18 protein-coding genes are annotated in these 19,379 nt (G+C 74.0%); 6 read left to right on the forward strand and 12 right to left on the reverse strand.

Annotated elements, in window-relative coordinates:
• The first annotated feature begins 11 nt into the window (after positions 1 to 11).
• Positions 12 to 644: a YdcF family protein gene (locus O7618_RS11075; RefSeq protein ID WP_278105960.1), complete on the forward strand. Its 633-nt coding sequence runs from the start codon at positions 12 to 14 to the stop codon at positions 642 to 644.
• A gap of 97 nt (positions 645 to 741) precedes the next feature.
• The gene (locus tag O7618_RS11080; RefSeq protein WP_278105961.1) at positions 742 to 1,545 is read left to right on the forward strand and encodes a glycosyltransferase family 2 protein; all 804 of its coding nucleotides are present in this window, start codon (positions 742 to 744) and stop codon (positions 1,543 to 1,545) included.
• Here O7618_RS11080 and O7618_RS11085 read toward each other — a convergent pair.
• The 4 genes from O7618_RS11085 to O7618_RS11100 all read right to left on the reverse strand — a co-directional run bounded on the left by O7618_RS11085 (position 1,444) and on the right by O7618_RS11100 (position 7,013).
• Entirely contained in the window at positions 1,444 to 4,011 is a 2,568-nt protein-coding gene (locus O7618_RS11085) for a discoidin domain-containing protein (RefSeq protein WP_278105962.1), read from the reverse strand. The two genes, O7618_RS11080 and O7618_RS11085, sit on opposite strands and share 102 nt — an antisense overlap.
• A 230-nt stretch (positions 4,012 to 4,241) precedes the next feature.
• The gene (locus O7618_RS11090; RefSeq protein WP_278105963.1) at positions 4,242 to 4,649 is read right to left on the reverse strand and encodes a GNAT family N-acetyltransferase; all 408 of its coding nucleotides are present in this window, start codon (positions 4,647 to 4,649) and stop codon (positions 4,242 to 4,244) included.
• A gap of 225 nt (positions 4,650 to 4,874) precedes the next feature.
• Positions 4,875 to 5,822: a hypothetical protein gene (locus O7618_RS11095; protein ID WP_278105965.1), complete on the reverse strand. Its 948-nt coding sequence runs from the start codon at positions 5,820 to 5,822 to the stop codon at positions 4,875 to 4,877.
• A gap of 117 nt (positions 5,823 to 5,939) precedes the next feature.
• Positions 5,940 to 7,013, reverse strand: coding sequence for a DUF4037 domain-containing protein (locus tag O7618_RS11100; RefSeq protein ID WP_278105966.1), 1,074 nt, complete (start codon positions 7,011 to 7,013; stop codon positions 5,940 to 5,942).
• A gap of 62 nt (positions 7,014 to 7,075) precedes the next feature.
• Between O7618_RS11100 and O7618_RS11105 the strand changes: the two genes are divergently transcribed.
• Entirely contained in the window at positions 7,076 to 7,999 is a 924-nt protein-coding gene (locus tag O7618_RS11105; RefSeq protein ID WP_278105967.1) for a 5'-3' exonuclease, read from the forward strand.
• A gap of 220 nt (positions 8,000 to 8,219) precedes the next feature.
• Here O7618_RS11105 and O7618_RS11110 read toward each other — a convergent pair whose 3' ends face one another.
• Together O7618_RS11110 and O7618_RS11115 are read right to left on the reverse strand one after the other, a co-directional pair.
• Positions 8,220 to 9,152, reverse strand: a complete 933-nt coding sequence (locus tag O7618_RS11110) for an MHYT domain-containing protein (RefSeq protein WP_278105968.1) — start codon at positions 9,150 to 9,152, stop codon at positions 8,220 to 8,222.
• 165 nt (positions 9,153 to 9,317) lie between these two features.
• Entirely contained in the window at positions 9,318 to 12,098 is a 2,781-nt protein-coding gene (locus tag O7618_RS11115) for a DEAD/DEAH box helicase (RefSeq protein ID WP_278105969.1), read from the reverse strand.
• A gap of 86 nt (positions 12,099 to 12,184) precedes the next feature.
• Between O7618_RS11115 and O7618_RS11120 the strand changes: the two genes are divergently transcribed.
• Both O7618_RS11120 and O7618_RS11125 read left to right on the forward strand, forming a co-directional pair.
• Complete coding sequence (locus tag O7618_RS11120) at positions 12,185 to 12,949, forward strand: HAD-IA family hydrolase (RefSeq protein WP_278105970.1); 765 nt, start codon at positions 12,185 to 12,187, stop codon at positions 12,947 to 12,949.
• 27 nt (positions 12,950 to 12,976) lie between these two features.
• On the forward strand, positions 12,977 to 13,903 hold the full coding sequence (locus tag O7618_RS11125) for an EamA family transporter (RefSeq protein WP_278105972.1): 927 nt from the start codon (positions 12,977 to 12,979) through the stop codon (positions 13,901 to 13,903).
• Here O7618_RS11125 and O7618_RS11130 read toward each other — a convergent pair.
• The 3 genes from O7618_RS11130 to O7618_RS11140 form a co-directional block, all read right to left on the reverse strand.
• Entirely contained in the window at positions 13,866 to 14,792 is a 927-nt protein-coding gene (locus O7618_RS11130; RefSeq protein ID WP_278105974.1) for a diacylglycerol kinase, read from the reverse strand. The two genes, O7618_RS11125 and O7618_RS11130, sit on opposite strands and share 38 nt — an antisense overlap.
• A 92-nt stretch (positions 14,793 to 14,884) precedes the next feature.
• Entirely contained in the window at positions 14,885 to 15,535 is a 651-nt protein-coding gene (locus O7618_RS11135) for a fasciclin domain-containing protein (RefSeq protein WP_278105975.1), read from the reverse strand.
• Between the two features lie 101 nt (positions 15,536 to 15,636).
• Entirely contained in the window at positions 15,637 to 16,335 is a 699-nt protein-coding gene (locus tag O7618_RS11140; RefSeq protein WP_278105976.1) for a hypothetical protein, read from the reverse strand.
• A 144-nt stretch (positions 16,336 to 16,479) separates the two neighbouring features.
• Here O7618_RS11140 and O7618_RS11145 point away from each other — a divergent pair, with 144 nt between their 5' ends.
• Positions 16,480 to 17,364 carry an ABC transporter substrate-binding protein gene (locus O7618_RS11145; protein ID WP_278105977.1) on the forward strand — a complete coding sequence of 295 codons (885 nt, stop codon included), beginning with the start codon at positions 16,480 to 16,482 and terminating at the stop codon, positions 17,362 to 17,364.
• Positions 17,365 to 17,619: 255 nt separating this feature from the next.
• Here O7618_RS11145 and tatC read toward each other — a convergent pair whose 3' ends face one another.
• From tatC to O7618_RS11160, 3 genes are all read right to left on the reverse strand, one after another.
• Positions 17,620 to 18,573, reverse strand: a complete 954-nt coding sequence (gene tatC / locus O7618_RS11150; RefSeq protein ID WP_278105978.1) for a twin-arginine translocase subunit TatC — start codon at positions 18,571 to 18,573, stop codon at positions 17,620 to 17,622.
• Positions 18,574 to 18,594: 21 nt separating this feature from the next.
• Positions 18,595 to 18,939 carry a Sec-independent protein translocase subunit TatA gene (tatA, locus tag O7618_RS11155; protein ID WP_278105979.1) on the reverse strand — a complete coding sequence of 115 codons (345 nt, stop codon included), beginning with the start codon at positions 18,937 to 18,939 and terminating at the stop codon, positions 18,595 to 18,597.
• A gap of 185 nt (positions 18,940 to 19,124) precedes the next feature.
• Positions 19,125 to 19,373: a hypothetical protein gene (locus O7618_RS11160; protein WP_278105980.1), complete on the reverse strand. Its 249-nt coding sequence runs from the start codon at positions 19,371 to 19,373 to the stop codon at positions 19,125 to 19,127.
• Positions 19,374 to 19,379 lie beyond the last annotated feature (6 nt).

Below are 19,379 nucleotides of genomic sequence, written 5' to 3' on the forward strand. Positions count from 1 at the left end.
AACCTGGGAGCATGATCGCCACCGTGCTGCTCGTCTTCGGTCGCGGGGTGGTGGCCGACGGCGGTGGTTACCGGCTCACCACCGAGAGCGTCGCCCGCACCCATGCCGCGATCGCCTACGTCCGGACGCACGCGGCCGAGTTCCGGGCCGCGGCCGACGCGCGGGTGGTGTTCACCGGCGGCTGGCCGCACGGCCCGGCCGGTCTGCCCGACCCACCGGCACGGCACCGTGAGGGCGAGCTGATGCGCGCCCTCGCCCGCGACGCCGGCCTCGACGGGTACGCCCGGCTGGACGCCGAGACCCGCTCCCGCACCACGTTGCAGAACCTCGCGCTCACCGTGCAGGACGGGCTGCTCGGCACCGCCCGGTTCACCCCGGCGCATCCGCTCGGCCTGGTCTCCCACCCCTGGCACCTGCCCCGGATCCGGCTGCTCGCCGGCCGCGCCTTGGGCCTGCGCGGCGCGGATCTGCTGGACGTGCCGGTGACCGGTCCGGACCCGGTGCCGGCCCGGCGGGAGCGGGCGGCCCGGGTCGCCTGCCGGCTCGGCTACCTCGGCCTGCGTACCCCGGAGGCGCTGTTGCGGCGCGAACGCGGGCTGACCCGTGCGGCGCACCGGGTCGGACGGCTCCTCGGCGGTCGCTGACCACGATGGATTCGCGGACCGGCCCGGGGGGTACGAGTGCGCGATCGACCCGGCGGGCGTGCCGACGGGCGACACCACCCCGGGAGGTTCCGTGATCGTGCTGGTGCCGGTGTACCGACCGGGTGACCGGCTGCCGCCGCTCGTCACCGACCTGACCGCCGCGGTGCCCGGGGCGTCCGTGGTGATCGTCGACGACGGCAGCGGCCGGTCCGCGACCGCGGTGCTCGACGCGGCCCGCGCCCGTGGGGCCACCGTGCTGCGCCGCCGGGTCAACCGGGGCAAGGGCGTGGTGCTGCGCACCGGTTTCCGGTACGCCACGACGCACCGCCCTGGTCCGGGGGTGGTGTGTGTGGACGCGGACGGCCAGCACGAGGTGTCCGACGTGGTCCGGGTGGCCGAGCGGATGCGGGACACCGGCGCGCAGACGCTCGGCGTGCGCCGGTTCGACGGCGAGGTGCCGGCGCGCAGCCGGTTCGGCAACGCGGCGACCCGGGCGGCGTTCCGGCTGGCCGCCGGCCGCGACGTACGGGACACCCAGACCGGCCTGCGCGCCTACCCGGCCGGGCTGCTGGGCTGGCTCGCCACGATTCCCGGCGACCGGTTCGAGTACGAGATGAACGTGCTGCTGGAGTCGGCCCGGGCCGGTCTACCGATCGAGCAGGTCGACATCGCCACCCGCTACCACGCCGACAACTCGGGGTCGCACTTCTCGGCGCTGGCCGACTCGGTGCGGATCTACCGGTCGCTGGTCGGCCACGCCGCCGCCCGGGTGTTCAGCCCCGGGCGGCGGCGGGCCGGGTCAGGGATAACTGACCACGTTGACCGGGACGGTGGCGGTGCCCTGGGCGGCGGCGCCGGTGTCGTTGATGACGTGGGTGATCGACCCGTTGCCGCCGAGTGAGACGGTGAGCAGGTCGTGGAACCGCACGCCGGCCCGGGTGGGCGCCTCGAAGGCGTGGTAGGCGGCGATGGTCGGGTCGACGTTGAAGTAGCAGTAGCTGCCCATCCCCCAGCCCTCGAACGAGGTGACGCTGTCGGCGACCTTGAACGCCGCGTAGCCGACCCGTGCGCCGTTGGTCCAGGCCGCCGCGTTCGGCGGGTCGTACGGCAGCTCGTTCTGGAAGAAGATGGTCCGCCCGTTCTCGCCGTTCCAGATCACCTCGTGCTTCTGGTAGTGCTCGACGAAGAGGCCGAGCGCGGTGACGTTGTCGCCGTTGACGATCAGGCCGGTGTCGGCGGTGTTCACGGTCCAGCCGATGCCGGCGCCGTGGTCGCCGCGCCAGGCCCAGATGTGGTCGATCAACGCGTCGTCCTGGTTGACCACCAGGCTGGTGGTGGCCTTTCCGGCGTGCGCGCCGCCGATGCGGAAGAACACGTCCTGGATCGACGTGGGGTCGGCGGTGTGCCGCGCCGCCGACCCGGCCGGGCCGACCTGGAGCAGCACCGGCGAGTTGACCGCGCCGGCGTCGAACAGCAGCCCGGCCAGGCGCACGCCGTCGACGTCGGCGACGGTCATCGGCACCACGCCGTTCTGCGGCACCAGCGTCGGGTAGCCGATGCCGAGCACCACCGTGCCGGGCCGGTTGACCGCGACGGTCTGGTCGACCGCGTAGACGCCCGGGGTGAACAACAGGTTCAGCCCCTGGGCCAGGGCGGCGTTGATGGTCGCGGCCGAGTCGCCGGGTTTGGCGACGTAGAACTGGCTCAGCGGGATCGACGTGCCCGCGGTGGCACCGCCCGACCAGGACGCCCCGACGGCGTTGGTCCGGGTCGACGGGACGAACACCTGGTAGGCGCCGGCGGCGTCGAGGTAGAGGTAGGGCACGTCGCGGCTGACCGGCGTCTGCGCCAGCGTGGTGTACGGCGGGTTCGGGAAGCTGGTGGCGGGCGCGCCGACCACACCGGAGTTGGTCACGTTCCAGACCGCGTTGAGGTAGCCGCCCACGTTGCTGTCCCGGGTGTACCACTGCTGCTGCGAGTAGGGCTGGACCACGCCGGTCACCCGGCTGTCGGCGATGTAGCCGCCGCTGGCCCAGCCGTAGCCGTTCGGGGCCAGGTTGAGGTCGCCCTGGATGTCCATCCGGCGGAACGGCGCGGCCTGCGACACCGCCCAGCGGGTGAACCCGGCCGACGGGAAGACCTGCATGTTCGACGCCGAGCGCCAGAAGTTCTGGGTGGCGTTGCCGTTGAACCAGCCGGCGTCCACCGTGACGTCGCCGTGGATGCGCACGTCACCGGGGTTTCGGCCGAGCCCCATGATCGAGGTGTAGAAGCCGATCTGCGCGTTGATGCCGGAGTAGTCGCCCGGCTTGAACATCAGCGCGTACCGCTGGGTGCCGAACTGGTTCGACTCCTGGGTGCGGAAGACGGCGTCCAACTGGCTCTGGATGCTGGCGGCGGACATCGACGGGTCGAACGTGATGACGTTGGGTCCGAGCGACCCGCCGCCCGGCACGGTGCCGCCGCCGGTGGTGTTCACGGCGACCTCCCACAGTGAGTAGCCGTAGCCGGTGGCCCGCGTGGTGCCGTACACCCGCAGGTAGCGGCCAGAGCCGCTGACCGTCACCGCGTCGGTGCCACCGTCGCCGGTGGTGGTGCCGAACACGGTGGTCCAGGTGGCGCCGTCGGTCGAGGTCTGGATCTGGTACGCCCGCGCGTACGCGGCCTCCCAGGTCAGCACCACCCGGCAGACGCTGCGGACGCTGCCCAGGTCGATCCGGAGCCACTGCGGGTCGGCGGCGGCGCTGGCCCAGCGGGTGCCCGGGTCGCCGTCGACCGCGGCGGAGGCGGGGGTGCCGGCGTTCTCGGTCGACGAGGCGGTGGCCGGCCGGCCCCGCGCCGCGTTGGTCGTGGTGTCGCAGCCACTGCCGCCGCCGGTGCTGCCGTAGACCTGGAACTCCCAGAGCGAGTAGCCGTAGGCGGTGGCCCGCGCGGTGCCGTACACGCGCACGTAGCGGCCGGTGCCGCTGACCGTCAGGTCGTCGGTGCCACCGTCGCCGCTGGTGGTGGCGAAGACGGTGGTCCAGGTGGCGCCGTCGGTCGAGGTCTGCACCTGGTACGCCCGCGCGTACGCGCCCTCCCAGGTCAGGCTGACCCGGGAGACGGTGGCGGTGGCGCCGAGGTCGACCTGGATCCACTGGGGATCGGCGAACGCGCTGGACCAGCGGGTGCCGGTGTTGCCGTCGGTGGCGTTGGACGCCGGGGTGCCGGCGTTCTCGGTGGAGGAGGCGGTGGTGGGCCGGCCCTGCGACAGCAGCGGGTCGGCGGCCCGGGCCGGGCCGGGTGGCGCGACGAGCGCCACGGCGGCGAGCAGGGCGGTCAGCGCGGCGAGCAGCGGCCGGCGGCGTCTGGACGGTACGGGTGACATGGGCATCTCCGGGACGGGTGGAGTGCGGGTCGGGGGTTCCGGGCGTGTCGTGGTGCCTGCCCGTGCGCAGGACCCTCCCGGTACGCAGCGGCGTGTGTCAATTCCCGCGGCACCGCTCCACCGCTTTTTTCGCGCCTTGTGAAAAGTCCGGAACTAAGACCGCCCGGCAGTAGGTGCCGGTTGGCTGACGCGGGCCCACAGCGAGGGGCATGCCGACGGCCGGTGGCAGGTCAGCGGCTGAGCGTGATCCAGTAGCGGCGGACCCGGACGTGCCCGGTGTCGAGGATTCCCTGGAGCACGCCGCCCTGGCTCTCGATGGTGCGCGCGGAGGGACGCTCGCCGTAGCCGATCTGGCCCAGGTCGTCGTCCTGCCAGTGCCGCATCGCGATGCCCCCGAGCACCTGCCCGTCCTCGACGATCCACCGGCACGAGGCGTGCCGCTCGTCGGGGCACGGCGCCCCGGCCCCGTGGTCGAGCCAGAGACGCCGCCGCACCCAGTCGGCGAAGCCGTCGGGCGAGTCCAGGTCGTCCTCGGGGCCGATGCCGAAGCCATTCTCGTGCAGACCGGGTCCCCAGTCGTCGCGGCAGTCCTGGAAGGCGACATACAGGCTGGTGGTGGGCGATATCAGAGTAGGCATGCGAGCCACCGTAGCCACGATCCGGGCCGCCGGCGATCCGCTCGAATCCACCGTGGATCATGCCCACGGGCCGCCTCTGCCTTCGGCGAGGTCATTCGCTTGGGGGGAGCACGTACGCACTCGCCCGGGCGACCCCCGGGGGTCTCAGGTCGGGTGAGTGACCACTTGCGAGGCAGTGCACCCCGGCGCGCCAGGGCTGAGCATGAGCGAGATGAGTGATCTGCATCACCAACACCGACCACGTGCCGGATGTACCCGGCGGTGCCGCACCGCCCGCGACGCAAAGGGGGTGACGTGTCGTCGGTTTACGGTCAGCAGGACCACGGTCCCGGCGACTGGCAGGATTCCGGCGAACTCGCTGTCCAGGAGCCAGAAGACCTGTACCACCAGCAGTTCCATCATCAGAGCAACCTCGAACAGGTTGGTTGCTGACCGGCCACGGGTCGAGCGCCACAGCCCGAGGACCGCGAGCACGAACGCGGTGGACGCGAACGTCGCATAGATGACGTTGGGCAGGTTCGGATCCCGGGACAACAGCACGAGCGGGCGACCCAGCGAGAAGAGGGTGAACACCGCGATCGCCGGTGCGGTCCAGCGGCGAAGCAACGGCCGTTGGCAGAAGTCGGCAAGCGCCGTCCGCCATTGCTCGCGGATGCGCGTCGGCCATTCACCGCCCGTCGGCGAGCCGGCGTGGCCATCTGCCGTCCGCTGCGCCGCGTTGACGAGTCGCTCCCGTTCGCTCAGGGGCCGGCGGTTGACACCGAGCCGTACCACGGCGTAGGTCGCGACGAGGACGGCGTAGATGATGGCGGCGACGGGTTCGTAGAAGTAGTTGTTGTCGGCGGTGAGAAATTTGCCGACCTCGTCGATGAACAAGCCGAAGCCGGCTCCGGCCACGACAGCGGCGGCATTTCTCACCGCGACGCCGAGGAACAGCATGGACATCAGGTGGGCGGCGAGCATCCCGAGGCCGCCCCACAGCACGTGCGCGACGTGCAGTCCTCCGCCGCCGACCTGCGGATAGCCGGTCATGTGCAGGAACGCCCGGGTCACCAGGATGGTGAGCACCGCCGCGACGAGAAACAGCGTGAACCGGTCCGCGCCGCCCTCGTCCCGGACCGGTCGACCGGTCCAAAGTGGGTTGTCGGAGGCTGTGGACGCGGGCGTGGTCACCCCCTCATCCTGGCCCGGGGCCCGGTCCCGGGCATCCGGAAAGCACCCCGACCGTCCCCCATGGCACCCACTAGGGGCACCCGACCGCGGTAGCCAGCAGGCCGCCGTTCCGCGCGGTCAGTCCGGCAGCACCGCCGCCGCCACCCGGCGCGCCCGGCCCGGCTCGGTGAGCACGTCGACGTTGTCGACGTACTGGTCGACCGCGCCCACCGGAGGCCGGCCACGCAGCTCCGGATCGCTGATCGCGGCGCGCAACGCCTCGACGAACCGTCCCGCGTGCAGCACCAGGAACGGCCGGTCGTGGAACGGCCGCGCGGCCGGCTCCACGGGCCCGGCCAGCCCGGTGTCGTTGGTCCAGCCGGCCAGCGTCTCCAGCGCCCGCACCAGGCCGGCCTGCCGGGCCGCCCAGTCGCCGCCGCCGAGCGCGACGCCCAGCGCGTCCACCACCGGCCCCGCCGCGGGCAGTCCGGCGAAGACCGTGCCCAGCCACTTCGGGTACGGGGGCCAGCGGCGGTGCAGCAGCAGGCCGAGGCGCATCAGGTCGCCGGCCAGCCCGGCCGCGACCACCCGGCTGCCCACCTCGTCGCCGACCTCGGCACAGCGACCGGCCAGGTGCTCGGCCTGCGCCACCCGCTGCCAACCCGCCGCCAGCACGTGACGCCAGACGTCGTCCGGATACCACGCCAGCCGGGCCCGGACGGCCGTGAGCGCACCGCCCAGCCCGTCGTGGAACACCGCTCCTGCGGTCAGCTCCGCCAGCCGTTGCGTCGGCGTGGCCAGCCAGTCCGCCGTGGACAGGCCGGCGCGCGGGTCGACGCCCAACCGTTGCCGCAGCCACGACCCCAACTCGTCGACGCTCACCCCGTGCCGGTCGCCGTCCGCGCGGACCACGCCGAGGCGGACCGTCGGGCCACCGGCGAACCGGGCCGGCCAGCCGAGGAACTCCGCCGGCAGCGCCGCGTCGAGCGCCGCCCGCACCGCCGCGATCCGCGTCTCGTCCGCCACGAAGAGCTGGGTCCGGGGCCCCCAGTCGTGGTCGGTGGAGCGGGGCGTGTCGAGACCGAACAGCTCGGAGCCGCCGTCGAGCAGACCGGCGGAGTACGGCAGGCCGGGCGACCGCCGGGCCAGCAGCGGGGCCACCACCTCGTCGTGGAACCGGCGGGCCAGGACCAGACCGGGTACGAACGTCACCCGACCAGTCTGCGCAACCGCCGTCCCCCACCTCGTCCCAGGGGTGTGCCACCCTGTTGCGCGTGGCACACCGACCCCCGATCCTGCTGATCGACTCCCCCAGCCTCTACTTCCGCGCCTACTTCGGCATTCCGGAGTCGGCCGCGAGGACCGACGACGGCCAGCCGGTCAACGCGGTGCGCGGCTTCCTCGACATGCTCGCGCAGCTGGTACGTACCCGCCGGCCGGACCGGATGATCTGCGCGCTGGACCACGACTGGCGGCCGGCGTGGCGGGTGGAGCTGCTGCCGTCGTACAAGGCGCACCGGGTCGCGCCCGAGGGCGGCGAGGTCGTGCCGGACACGCTCTCGCCGCAGGTGCCGATGATCCTGGAGGTCCTCGATGCGCTGGGCGTCCCGGCGGTCGGCGCCACCGGCTACGAGGCCGATGACGTGCTGGGCACGCTCTCGGTGACCCAGCCCGGCCCGGTCGAGGTGGTCTCCGGCGACCGCGACCTGTTCCAGCTCGTCGACGACGCGCACCCGACCCGCCTGCTCTACGTCGGTCGGGGCGTGGCCAAGCTGGACGACTGCGACGACGCCGCGGTCCGCGCCCGCTACGGCGTGCCCGCCGCCCGCTACGCCGACTTCGCCGCGCTGCGCGGCGACCCCAGCGACGGCCTGCCCGGCGTGCCCGGCGTGGGTGAGAAGACCGCCGCCCGGCTGATCGACCGCTACGGCGGGCTCGACGGCATCCTGGCGGCGCTCGACGACCCCGGGTCCGGCTTCGCCCCCGGACTGCGCGGCAAGCTCGACGGCGCCCGCGACTACCTGGCCGTGGCGCCCAAGGTGGTTCGGGTCGCCACCGACGTGCCGCTGCCCGGGCTGGATCCGGCGCTGCCGACGTCCCCCGCCGACCCCGACCGGCTGCTGGAGCTGGCCCAGCGGTGGAACCTGGCCGGCTCCTGCCGCCGCCTGGTCGACGCGCTCGCCGCCCCCCGCGCCTGAGGGGCGGAGCCGGCCGGCGGCGGCGCGGCTCATCCCCGCCGAGACCCGCCCCAGCTGAGAACCGCCCGAGCCGAGGCTTGTCCCAGCCGCGCCCAGGCTGTCGCGGTTCCCGATACCGCCACCTCGCCGCACCGGCGACCTGATTCCGGACGGGACGACGTCGACGGGCAGGTGCGTCGAGCGCGGAAGGCCGGACTGCGGCAGCGGTCTCGCCGCCGGCTCAGTTGGGGGGGTCGGACTTGCGGCGCGACGGGAACTGGGCACCGGGCTGTGCCAGCGTCGAGCGGGCGCGCAGGCCCACCGGGTCCGGCGCGGGCTGCTCCGGCGCCACACCGGGGGCGCGCAGGCCCACCGGGTCCGGCGCGGCCTCGGGCACCGGCGTGGCACCGTCGAGCCGGGCAGCCACGTAGGCGGCTCCGGCGCGGTCGTCGTCGGACGGCGCGGCGAGCAGCGCGTAGACCAGCACCACCACGCTGAAGATCACGGCGAGCACGATCGGCACCAGCAGACCGCTGACCTCGGTGCCGGTGGTGGCGCCGCGGCCCTCGTGCAGGTGCACCGACAGCGCGCTCGTGCCGGTGAAGTGCATGCCGTTCACGGCGACGCCCATGACCAGCGCGGAGGCGATGATGGCGACGCCGCGCCGGACGGTCATCGCCAGCCAGAGCGCCACCGTGGCGGCCACCAGCGCGATGACCACGGACAGCGCCACCCGCAGCGGGTCGTAGCCGAGCGAGCCGTCCAGCCGCGTGGCCGCCATTCCGGTGTAGTGCATGGCGGCCACCCCGGCGCCGGTGAAGAAGCCGCCGGCGAGCAGCCGGATCGCGGTGAGTCGGCCGGTGCCCACGATCGCCAGGCCGATGCCGACCGCGCCCACCGCGATCACCGTGCTGGCCGCGGTCAGCGGCACGTCGTAGCGGATCCGGGTGCCGCCGACGGCGAAGCCGAGCATGGCCATGAAGTGCATCGCCCAGATGGCGGTGCCGCCCAACGCCCAGGCCGCGAGCAGACCCCACCAGGCGCGCTGGCCGGCGCCGGTGGCGGTCCGGATACGGCCGGCGCAGACCAGGCCGAGCGCCGAGCCGAGCACGGACAGCGCGTAGCTGAGCGCGGGTGTGATCCACCCGTACTCAAAGTGATTGATCTCGCCCACGGTGACCTTCCCCCGATCCGCTACCGGCGCGTAACCGTCGCGCCCGGGCAATGATCCGGCAGGGCCCGACCAGGCACGACACCACCCCCTGACAGTTCCGGGGGGTGGTGTCGTGATGACGCGGCGATGCGTCGGTTCTCCCGTGGCGGTGACCGAAAGTGATCGTCAGGCGGAGGCGTGGTAGGCCAGGACGCCCCGGTTGACGGCCGAGATCGCCTGCCGGGCGGTGGACCGGAGCTCGGTCGAGGCGCCGCCCGAGTCCGCGATCTGGCCCAGCAGGTCGACCACCTGCCGTGCCCACCTGACGAAGTCGCCGGCCGGCATCTCGCCGTCGATCTGGTGCCCGCTGGCGAGCACCTTGGCGAGCGCCTCGCCGCGCGCCCAGCGGTAGATCGGCCAGGCGAAGCCGAAATCCGGCTCGCGGGTGACCGTCAGCCCGCGCGACGCCTCGTCCGCCTCGATGTCGCCCCACAGCTTGAGCGTCTCGTCGACCGCGTCGCCGACCGCGCCGCGGGGCAGCGACGCCCGCTCGTCCAGATCACGCCGCGCCTCGAAGACCACCACCGACACGGCGGCGGCCAGTTCGGCCGGGGAGAGCCCGTCCCACACGCGCCGGCGCAGGCACTCGGCGACCAGCAGGTCGGCCTCGGTCCAGATGCGGGCCAGCATCCGGCCCGCGTCGGTGACCCCGCCGTCGGCGGCCAGGTAGCCGCGCGCGGTCAGCAGCGCGACGATCCGGTCGAACGTGCGCGCCAGCGAACCGGTGCGCCCGCTCACCCGCTGGCGCAACTCCTCGGTGTCGCGCTCCAGCCGACGGCGGCGCTCCGCCCACCGGGCGTGCTCCTCCCGCTCCGGGCAGGCGTGGCAGGGATGCCCGCGCAGCTCGACACGGAGCTGGCTGAGCCGGTGATCCTCCCCCACCGCCTGACGGGAGCGCCCGCCGCGTCGGCCGCCGTGCCGGTCCAGCCCGGTGCCGCTGACCGCGGCGGCCAGGTCACGCCGGGCCGCCGGCGACCGGTGGTTGAAGTGCTTCGGCACCCGGATCCGGGTGAGCACCTCCGCCGGGCTGGTGAAGTCGCCGGGGGTGACCCGGCCGGCCCACCGGTCCTGGGTGAGCACCAACGGGCGGGGTTCGCCGAAGCCGCCGGTGGCCGGGTCGAGCACCACGGCCAGGCCGGCCCGCCGCCCGGACGGCACCCGGATCACGTCGCCGACCCGCAGCCGCTCCAGCGAGGCGACGGCCGCCGCCTTGCGCTGGGTCTGCCCCTGCCGGGCGATGGCCCGCTCCTGGTCGGCGATGGCCACCCGCAACGCGAAGTACTCGTCGAAGTCGCCCTGGTGGCAGGCGGCCTCCGCGCCGTACGCCTCGATCGTCTCGGTGTTGCGCTGCACCTGCCGGGCCAGGCCGACCACCGACCGGTCGGCCTGGAACTGCGCGAAGGAGGACTCCAGCAGCGCCCGGGCCGGCTCCGCTCCGACGCTGCCGACCAGGTTGACGGCCATGTTGTAGGACGGCCGGAAGCTGGAGCGCAGCGGATAGGTGCGGGTGGAGGCGAGGCCGGCCACGTGGCGGGGGTCGGTCTCCGGTGACCAGACCACCACCGCGTGGCCCTCGACGTCGATGCCCCGCCGACCGGCCCGGCCGGTGAGCTGGGTGTATTCACCGGGCGTCAGGTCGACGTGGGCCTCGCCGTTGAACTTGACCAGCCGCTCCAGCACCACGCAGCGGGCCGGCATGTTGATGCCCAGCGCCAGCGTCTCGGTGGCGAAGACCGCCTTGACCAGGCCGCGGACGAACAGCTCCTCGACGACCTCCTTGAACGCGGGGAGCATGCCGGCGTGGTGGGAGGCCAGGCCGCGCTCCAGGCCGTCGAGCCACTCCCAGTAGCCGAGCACGGTCAGGTCCTCGCCGGGGATCGCGGTGATCCTCGACTCGACCACCTGACGGATCTCCGCGCGCTCCTCCGCGGAAGTCAGCCGCAGCCCGGCGGCGAGGCACTGCTGGACGGCGGCCTGGCAGCCGGCCCGGCTGAAGATGAACAGGATCGCCGGGAGCAGCCCCTCCCGGTCCAGCCGGTCGACGATGTCGGGACGCATCGGACCGCGCCACCGGGGGCCGCGCCGCCCGCCTCCGGGGCCCGCGGAGCGTCCCTCGCCCAACTCCAGCCGGCGCACCGTGTCCCGGGTGTAGCGCAGCAGCTCGGGATGCACGTCGTGCTTACGAGCCGCGTCGGCGTCGTGGAACAGGTCGAACATCCGCTTGCCGACCAGCATGTGCTGCCAGAGCGGCACCGGCCGGTGCTCGGAGACCACCACCGTGGTCTCCCCCCGCACCGTGACCAGCCAGTCGGCGAACTCCTCGGCGTTGGACACGGTGGCCGACAGCGACACCAGCGTCACCGACTCCGGCAGGTGGATGATCACCTCTTCCCACACCCCGCCGCGGAACCGGTCGGCCAGGTAGTGGACCTCGTCCATCACCACGTAGGCCAGGCCCTCCAGGGTGGCCGAGCCGGCGTAGAGCATGTTGCGCAGCACCTCGGTGGTCATCACCACCACCGGCGCGTCGCCGTTGATCGCGTTGTCGCCGGTGAGCAGGCCGACCTGCTCGGCGCCGTAGCGGTCGACGAGGTCGTGGTACTTCTGGTTGGACAGCGCCTTGATCGGGGTCGTGTAGAAGCACTTGCGCCGCGGCGCCGGTGGGTCGCCGGCCGGCGACCCACGCAGCGCCAGGTGCACCGCGAACTCGCCCACCACGGTCTTGCCGGCGCCGGTCGGCGCGCAGACCAGCACCCCGCTGCCCCGTTCCAGGGCCTCGCACGCCTCGCGCTGGAAGTCGTCGAGGTCGAACCCGAGATCGCGGGAGAATTCGTCCAGGGCCGGGAAGGCGGAGGCCTGCGCGGCCCGGCGGCGCGCCGCGGCGTACCGCTCGGCGGGGCTCGACATGCATCCAAGATTAATCGGTACCGCCGACGACCACCGGTCAAGGCCATCCGGCAGGGCGGTCGGAGCGGGTCGGTAGGGTGCACGACGTGCCGGACCGTACCGAACTGCCCCACGCCTCGCGCGGCGCCGACGACGCCGTCCGCCCGAGCCCGTCCCGCCGGCCGGTGGAGGCGGTGCTCTTCGACTTCCACGGCACCCTCGCCCAGGTGGAGGAGCCGCTGGCATGGGTGCTCGCCGCCGCGGCCGCCTGCGGGGTCGAGCTGGACCGGATCCGGGCGACCTCGCTGGCCGACCGCCTGCTCACCGCCGGCCGCGCGGGCGGCCCGCTGCCGGCCCGGGTTCCGCCCCGGCTGGCCGAGCTGTGGGCCGACCGCGACCTCTACCCGCACGCCCACCGGGGCGCCTACACCGGGCTGGCGGAGACCGTCGACACCGGCATCGACGGGTTCGCCGACGCGCTCTACGAGCGGGTGCTCGTCCCCGAGGGCTGGCTGCCCTACCCGGACGCCGCCCCGGTGCTCGACGCGCTGCGCACCGGCGGGGTGAAGGTGGCGGTGGTCAGCAACATCGGCTTCGACCTGCGCCCACTCTTCGCCGCCTGGGGACTCGACGGGCTGGTCGACGCGTACGCGCTGTCGTACGAGGTGGGTCGCTGCAAGCCGGACCCGGGCATCTTCCTGCGCGCCTGCGGGATGCTCGGCGTCGACCCGGAACACACCCTGATGGTGGGCGACACCCCGGCCGACGCCGGCGCGGTGTCGGCCGGCTGCGGGGTGCTGGTGCTGCCCGCCGCCGACGCCGGCCGCCCGAACGGGCTGGGCGCGGTGCTCGACCTGGCCGGGGTCGGGTGACCGGCGGTCCCGACTAGGGTCAGGGGCGTGACCGCAGCCCACCCCTTTCCGCTCCCCGCGTCGGGCCGGCTCGGCGGGGTCGCGCTGGTGCTCGGCGGGGCGCTGTCGGTGCAGTTCGGTTCCGCGCTGGCCGCGCTGCTGTTCCCGCGCACCGGGGTGGCCGGCGCGGTCACGCTGCGCCTGACCCTCGGCGCGCTGCTGATGCTCGTGGTGTGCCGACCCCGGTTGCGCGGACACGGGCGGGCCGGATGGGCGGCGGTGGTCGCGTTCGGGCTGGCCCTGGCCGGCATGAACTCGATCTTCTACCAGGCGATCGAGCGGATCCCGCTCGGCCCGGCCGTCACGCTGGAGGTGCTCGGCCCGCTGGCGCTGTCGGTGGTCGGCGCCCGCCGGGCGGCGGCCTGGTGCTGGGCCGCTCTGGCGCTGGCCGGGGTGGCCCTGCTCGGGCAGGGCGGGTTCGACCGCCTCGACCCGCTCGGCGCCGCCCTCGCGCTGCTCGCGGGCGCTTTGTGGGCGGCGTACATCGTCTGCTCGGCCCGGGTCGGCGCGCGGTTCCCCGGTGCCGACGGGCTGGCCCTGGCCCTCGCGGTGGCCGCGCTGGTCACCCTGCCGATCGGGCTGGTCGACGCCGGCGGCCGGCTGGCCGACCCGGCGGTGCTGGGGCTCGGCGCCGCGCTGGCGCTGCTCGCCTCGGTGCTGCCCTACAGCCTGGAGCTGGCGGCCCTGCGCCGGCTGCCCACCGCGACGTTCGCGGTGCTGACGAGCCTCGGCCCGGCGGTCGCCGCGCTGGCCGGCTGGCTGGTGCTCGGCCAGGCGCTGCACCCGGTCGAGGTGCTCGCCATCGCGCTGGTGGTCGCGGCGAGCGTCGGCGCGGTCCGAGCCGCCACGCCCCCACCGCCGGTCGGGCCGCCGACGCTCAGCGAAGCAGCCGCAGCGCCGCCGGCACGGCGGTGACGGTCACCGGCAGGTCGAAGACGCGCTCGCCGTCGGCGTACGTGGTGATGCCCTCGGCGGCCAGCTCCACCGTCCGGGCCCGGTAGGCGCGCACCAGCGGGTGCGTCACGTGGGTGCCCCGGTAGATGCGCGGCTTCACCCGCATCAGCGTGCGCCTGTCGAACCGGCCGCCCACCACCACGTCCAGCAGCCCGTCGGTCGGGTCGGCGTCCGGGCAGATCCGCATGCCCCCGCCGTAGCTGGCCGCGTTGCCGACCGCGACCAGCACCGCGTCCACCTCCTGCGGGACCCCGTCGAGGGTCAGCCGGTAGCGACGCGGCCGCAGCCGGGCCAGCTCCACCAGGATCGCCAGGTCGTACCGGCGGGGGCCGCGCGGCCAGCGCATCCGGTTGGCCCGCTCGTTGACGATCGCGTCGAACCCGGCCGCGAGTACCGCGCCGTACCAGCGGTCGTCGCCGCCGGGCCCGGACAGCCGGGCCAGGTCGACCGGGCGGCTGCGACCGGCGGCCAGCGCGTCGGTGATCACCTCGACGGCCGCGCGGGGGTCGGCCGGGAACCCGGTCTCGACCGCGAAGTCGTTGCCGGTGCCCGCCGGCACCGGCCCGAACGGCACGACCGTGCCGGCCACCGCCTGCATCGCGCGATGCACCGTGCCGTCGCCGCCGACCGCGACCAACGCCCCGGCGCCGCCGGCCACCGCGGCGTGGCAGGCCGCCTCCGCCTCCTGCGGGGTACGGGCCCGCAGCAGCTCGACCGGGCGGCCGGCCCGGCCGAGACGGGTCAGGATCTCCGGCAGCAGGCCCCGGTGCCGTCCCCGGCCGGCGGTCGGGTTCGCGAGCACGGCGACGGGGCCGGGCGGGACATGATCGTGCGCGGTCACGGCGAGCACCGTACGGCACGAGCCACTCGACCCACCAGGGGAGACGCCCCGCACGCCGACGGCGCCCGGCACGGGTGCCGGGCGCCGTCGGTGGCAGCGCGTCAGGGCAGGTCGATCGGGCGCAGCACCCGGTCCACCGCGTGCGCGATCTGCTTGTTGCCCTTGTTGATGTCGTAGCGGACCACCCGCGCGTCGCGGTCGTCGGTGTCCGCGTCGACCAGGCGCACCTGCTTGCCGTACCAGCACCTGCGCACGTCGACCTCGACGGTGGCGCCGAGCGCGGTCGACAGCTCCGCACCGTCGGCCTTGAGCGCCGCCCTGCGGTCGATCGTGGCGCCGGGCACCACGTGGTAGAGCAGCACGTCCTCCACGGTGTCCACGCCCAGGCCGGCGACCGCGTCGAACGCGGCCTTCTCGCCGGGCAGCTTCCGGGCATGGGTGATGTCGCGGACCAGCTCGCGGAACGCGTAGTCGTTCGGCACGAACGCGGTGAGCGCGACACTGCCGTCGGTGAGCACCTTCACCGGCGAGTCCGGCTTGGCCTGGAGCACCGTCAGGACCGCCTTGGTGAGCACGTCGAAGTCCCGCGCGTTGCGGTCGAAGCCGCTCTTGTCGGCGGTCAGCACGGCGGCCAGCGACCGGGTGCCGGGCTGCTTCGCGCCGGCCTGGGCGGGAGCGGCGACGGCGGTGGTGGCCACCGCCGCGGCGGTGGCGCCCACGGCCAGCCGGGCGGCGAGACGAGCGATGTTCATCGGGGAGCCTTTCGTCGAAGCGAACGGGTCCGTGACTGTCGTCACGACCCTTGCTTCGCCCGGACCGTCCCCGATGGATGCACCCGCCCGCGATCCGTCGGTCAGCGCACCACCAGCCGCCGGCTCACCGCGGCGACCCCGTCGCCCTTGACCTTGAGCGTCCAGTTGCCGGCGGCGCCCAGCGCCACCACCGTCTCCGCGGTGCCGTTCGGCTCCGCCTTCAGCTCGGCGATCCGCTTTCCGTCCGGATTGAGCACGTACAGCGTCCGGGCCCCGGCGGTCTTGTTGGTCACCTTGAGCGAAAGCTTCTCGCCGGGCTCGGCGATCAACCCGTCGGCGCCGGTGAGCGTGTTCCCGGTCAGCTCGATCGCGACCGCCCGGTCGTACGCGGTCTCGGCCGCGGCGCTGGCCACGTTGCCGTCGTCGGAGACGGTGATCCGGGTCCGCACCCCGTCGCCCTGCCGGCCGGGCTTGCAGGCCACCTCGTAGGAGCCGGTGGCCAGCGTGGCGCGCAGGTCGCCGGTGCGCCCCGGCGGCACGTCGGCCACCTCGGCGACCACCTTGGTGAAGTGGTCGCCCTCCCGGCCGTAGACGTAGACGCCGGTAGCCTGCTGCCCACGGTTGGTGACGGTGAAGGTGACCGTGCCCGGGGTGAAGAGCGTGGTGGTGACCTCGCAACTGGTGTCGGTGGCGGTCACCGGCACCTGCTCGCCCTTCGGCGCGGGCTCGTCGTCACCGCAGGCGGTGAGCGTGGTGGCGACGCAGAGGACGGTCAGGACGGCGGCGGTACGGCTTTTCATCGGGCGCTCCGGAGCGGAGGTCAGCGCGCTGACCGGTACGGGGGTGGGGACTTCGCGAAGTCAGCAGAGTCTAAGCGGGCGTGGCGTCCCGGCAAGGCCGAGGGCGGCTCGAATGTCCGGCTCCGGTGCGGCGATGATGGCGGCATGCGACTGGTCTCCCTCCTCCCCTCCGCCACCGAGATCGTCTACGCCCTTGGCCTCGGTGACGAACTGGTCGGCGTGACGTTCGAGTGCGAGGTGCCGGCGGCCCACCGGGCCGACGTCACGGTGGTGGTCGGCGGGCGGGACACCCGCGGCATGAGCCCCGGCGAGATCGACGCCTACGTCCGGGAGCGGCTCGCGGCCGGGGCGGACCTCTACACCCTGCACGCCGGCGCGCTGGCCGAGTTGGACCCGGACCTGATCCTCACCCAGGACCTGTGCCGCGTCTGCGCGCTGCCGTCCGGCCGGGTGGCCGACGCCGTCGACCATCTGGGCGCACCGGCGGACGTGCTGTCGCTCGACCCGTACACCCTCGACGACGTGCTGGGCACGATCCGCGCGGTGGGCGCGGCGGCCCGGGTGCCGGAGCGCGCCGAGGCGCTGGTGGACGGCCTGCGGGCCCGGCTGGCGGCGATCGGCGCGGCGGTGGTCGGCCGACCCCGGCGGCGGGTCGCCGTCGTCGAGTGGGTGGACCCGCCGTTCGGCGCCGGACACTGGATCCCGGATCTCGTCGACGTGGCCGGCGGCACGCCGGTGGCCACCCACCCCGGGGCCCGGTCCACGCCGACGACCTGGGCGGACCTGCGCGCGGCCGACCCCGAGGTGGTGCTCGTCGCGCCGTGCGGCTTCCACCTGGACGGCGCCGCCGACCAGGCGGCCGAGGTGGCGGGGCAGTTCCCCGGGGCGGAGGTGTGGGCGCTGGACGCGGACGCGCTGATCGTGCGCGCGGGCCCGCGTCTGGTCGACGGCGCCGAGGCGATCGCCGCCATCCTCCACCCCGACGCCGTCCCGCCCCTCTCCCCCACCGCCGCCCGCCGCGTGTCCTGACCCCGCCGCAGGGGGCAGGTGGATGTCAGGACTCCCGGGTGTGTCGCGCCAGCAAAAGAAGTAGCCCCGAGAGCGCGATATACCTCAGAGTCATAGATATGACCGTGAGGTATGTCGCGTGGAAGTGAACATCATCCGGGAGCCGTCACGCACCGTGGCCGCCACTGGTGCATCGGCCACGGGGATCTGGGGTGAGACGCGGCCGCCGTCCCCGTGGGCGGGGACGGCGGCCGGGTGGATCGGGAACGGGGCGGGTCAAGTCATGTCGTCGTAGCGGCGTTCGATCGGGGCGGGGGCGGTGATCGGGGCGGGGGCCTCGACCGGGGCGGACGCCTCGATCCGGGCGCCGGTCGGCACCGGCTCGTTCGACAGGTCCAGCGGCGACACCTCGTCGTCGGCGATGCCGGCGTAGACCTCCCGGTTACGCCCGCGCCGCCGGTCGTTGAGGAACGCCAGCCCCACCGCGCCGAAGTAGAGCGCGGAGAGGCAGAATGCCAGCGCGGTCATGCCGAACGGGTCCGGCGTCGGCGTGACCACCGCGGAGAACGCGAAGAACACGAAGATCGCCACCCGCCACCAGCTCAGCAGCCGCTTGGCGCTGGCCAGGCCGACGAAGTTGAGCATCAGCACGATCAGCGGGAACTCGAACGCCACCCCGAACAGCAGGATCAGGTTGGTGACGAACCCGATGTAGCGGGTGATGTCGAGCGTGGTGGTCACGTCGCCGCCGCCGGAGACGTCGAGCAGGAACTCCAGGCCCTTGGACGTCACGAAGAACGCCAGCACCGCGCCGGCCGCGAACAGCGGCGCCGCCAGGGCGGTGAAGAGGTAGGCGTAGCGCCGCTCGTGCCGGTGCAGGCCCGGCGCGATGAACGCCCAGAGCTGGTAGAGCCAGATCGGCGCGGCGATGATCAGGCCGACCCAGAGGGAGACCTTCATCTGCAGCAGGAACAGGTCGGCGGGGCCGAGCTGGACGAAGTTGCAGTCGCCGTTGATCAACCGCGCCTTGGGCAGGTCGCAGTAGGGCTTCTGCAGCAGGTGCATCACCGGCCCGGAGAGCCAGACGCCGAAACCGAAGCCGAACAGGATCGCCAGCGAGGCCCGGAACAGGCGGTTACGCAGCTCGCGGATGTGCTCGATGAGCGTCATCGAGCCGTCTGACGCGCGCGCGAACGAACTCGGCCCGCGCTTCTTCAACCCGAAGGCCACGGTGGTGGGGGCCCTTTCGGCTCAGTTCTCGCGGACGCGGTGCACCGGGTCGACCGGCGGGGCGACCGGCTGCTGCGGCTGCGGGGCGTACTGCTGCTGGTGGGGCTGCGCGAACTGCTGCTGACCCTGCGCGTACTGCGGGTGGCCCTGGACCGGCTGCTGGGGCGGGAGCGGCTGGTAGCCGGCCTGCGCGTCGGCCTTCTCGGCCAGGTCGCGGTCGTCGTCCTGCAGGCTCTTGGTCTCGGCCTTGATGATCCGCAGCGAGCGGCCCAGCGAGCGGGCCGCGTCGGGGAGCCGCTTCGCGCCGAACAGCAGGATCAGCACGACCACGAGTACGGCGATGTGCCACGGCTTGAGGGCACCCATGGGAAGCTCCAGTCGCTCTGTGTCGGTGTGGGTGGTGGGTCGCCGCCCATCGTACGTGCGTCGCAGCGGCTTGCCACCCCCGCCGGGCCTGCTGGTGCCGCCCGGTCGGTGAAGTCTCGACCAACCCGAAGTGTCCCGTCAACCACCCGTCCCGGAGCATTCGGGCGGAAAACGACCCACGTCGATCACTCCCCGCGCTTGGCCTTGATCAACGTGACCCGCCGCTGCGCGACGGCCGCCCGCTCCTGGAGCGCCTCGGCGCGCGCCTGCAGCTCCTCGGCGGCCGAGCGCAGCGACTCGGCCTCGACCGCCCGGCGCTGCAACGCCACCGCCGAGCGGCGCAGCCGGGGCAGCCGCGCCACCACCGGGCGGACCGCCAGGGCCAGCATGACCAGCGCGAACAGCACGACCCCGAGCACGATCCAGATCACCACGGCGGT

It is taken from the genome of Micromonospora sp. WMMD980 (genome assembly GCF_029626035.1).
Lineage (GTDB): Bacteria > Actinomycetota > Actinomycetes > Mycobacteriales > Micromonosporaceae > Micromonospora.

Coding starts and splice junctions, on each gene's coding strand:
- O7618_RS11085 (WP_278105962.1), bottom strand. CDS start 4,011: ATGTCACCCGTACCGTCCAGACGCCGCCGGCCGCTGCTCGCCGCGCTG.
- O7618_RS11075 (WP_278105960.1), top strand. CDS start 12: ATGATCGCCACCGTGCTGCTCGTCTTCGGTCGCGGGGTGGTGGCCGAC.
- tatA (WP_278105979.1), bottom strand. CDS start 18,939: ATGGGTGCCCTCAAGCCGTGGCACATCGCCGTACTCGTGGTCGTGCTG.
- O7618_RS11090 (WP_278105963.1), bottom strand. CDS start 4,649: ATGCCTACTCTGATATCGCCCACCACCAGCCTGTATGTCGCCTTCCAG.
- O7618_RS11115 (WP_278105969.1), bottom strand. CDS start 12,098: ATGTCGAGCCCCGCCGAGCGGTACGCCGCGGCGCGCCGCCGGGCCGCG.
- O7618_RS11140 (WP_278105976.1), bottom strand. CDS start 16,335: ATGAAAAGCCGTACCGCCGCCGTCCTGACCGTCCTCTGCGTCGCCACC.
- O7618_RS11145 (WP_278105977.1), top strand. CDS start 16,480: ATGCGACTGGTCTCCCTCCTCCCCTCCGCCACCGAGATCGTCTACGCC.
- O7618_RS11135 (WP_278105975.1), bottom strand. CDS start 15,535: ATGAACATCGCTCGTCTCGCCGCCCGGCTGGCCGTGGGCGCCACCGCC.